This is a genomic window from Candidatus Obscuribacterales bacterium (assembly GCA_036703605.1).
In the GTDB taxonomy this organism is placed as follows: domain Bacteria; phylum Cyanobacteriota; class Cyanobacteriia; order RECH01; family RECH01; genus RECH01.
Genome location: DATNRH010000983.1, coordinates 1 through 1,535 on the forward strand (window position 1 = coordinate 1; position 1,535 = coordinate 1,535).

A 1,535-nucleotide genomic window follows, 5' to 3' on the forward strand; every position below is an offset into this window, starting at 1 on the left:
ATTTTGGTGTCTGCCCCGGCCGGTTTTGGTAAAACGACAGCCCTGGGCGAGTGGACACAGCAGACCCAACAGCCGGTGGGCTGGCCCTAGACGAGCGAGATGTGGTATGAGCATCAGGGCTATATTGCCGATGCCTTACACCATGCGATCGCCGCCCATACCTTTGACTATGCTGCCCTGCTGATCGAGCAGGAAATGCAGACCAGCGAAAACCCGTGACTGGATGCCATCGTGCTAAGTGATGCTTTGGCGGCGTTGCCCCCTAACCTGGTTCAGGCTCGTCCCTGGTTGCTGGCGGCAAAGTCCTGGGTGGGTTTTACCGCTTCCCAGTTTGCCGAAGCGGTTGCCGTCATTGAACAGATGGAGCAACGGCTGGAAGAGAACACATCCGAGACGGAAAACACTGATCATCTCTGGGGATTGGTGGTCGCCCTGAAGGGAATGAAGGCCCGACAGCAGGGGAATAACGTCGAATCAGTCGCCTTTATGGAAAAAGCGCTGCAACTGTTGCCACAAAACTATTCCTGGTTGCGATCGCTGATCCTCCTCAATTTGGGCGTCACCTATTTTGTCGATGACAACTACGAAGTAGCCCAGCGGTTGCTGCCGGAAGTCAGCCGCATTGGACGCGTGCGGGGGGTGGCAGACCCGGCGATCGCGGGCCTTTATCTAACGTCAGTTCGGGTTAAGGGAATTTTTCATCTGGTTGAATGAAAGAATCAAGATCTCAGCCCACGAGAGAATGAGGCTTTCAGCTTATCCCGAACCCGGGTTGCCCTAGCGTTTAGGCCTGTTCCATTTCATTCGCATTTCATGTTTGGGTGGCAAACTGAAAACTGACAGTTCTGTTGGGCTCGTCAGTGTGTTTAAAAGCGAAAAACCGCCTTTATCGTGGAAAAAAGGTTTGACATCCGATGACTCTGAGAAAAAAATTGGCTTCATGGATAATAGTGGGCGGACTGGTGTCCCTACCTGTAATGGTGAGTGCATGCAGCACGTCATCCCCAGCACCTAAAGGGTTAGACTCTACAGCTATGCTCATGGGAGATGAACCCATGGGCGACCATTCCATGATGATGATGGATCTCGGCCCGAGTGACGCAGAGTTCGATTTACGGTTTATTGACGGCATGATTTTGCATCACCAAGGTGCAGTCGTTATGGCAGAATCAGCTCTACAAAATTCTCAGCGGGATGAAATAAAGCAATTGGCAGAGGAAATTATTGCTGCTCAGCAGGTTGAAATTGACCGTATGCAGCAGTGGCGACAAGCGTGGTACCCAGATGCGATCGAAGAGCCCGTGATGTATCACGCAGCTATGGGACATTCCATGGCTATGACGCCTGATATGCAAGCTGCCATGATGATGAGTGGTGCCTTGGGTGCTGCTGATGATGAGTTTGACCTACGTTTTATCAATGGCATGATCCCACATCATGAAGGGGCACTCGCTATGGCCCAGGATGCTCTAGAGAAAAGTAGCCGACCAGACGTTCAGCAACTTGCCCAAGATATTTTGTCGACTCAACAGGTT

At 51.8% G+C, this 1,535-nt stretch carries 2 protein-coding genes; both read left to right on the top strand.

Annotated elements, in window-relative coordinates:
• Positions 1-231: 231 nt before the first annotated feature.
• Entirely contained in the window at positions 232-714 is a 483-nt protein-coding gene (locus V6D20_20200; protein ID HEY9818101.1) for a hypothetical protein, read from the top strand.
• Positions 715-1,055: 341 nt separating this feature from the next.
• A partial coding sequence (locus tag V6D20_20205) for a DUF305 domain-containing protein (GenBank protein HEY9818102.1) occupies positions 1,056-1,535 on the top strand: 480 nt, incomplete at its 3' end.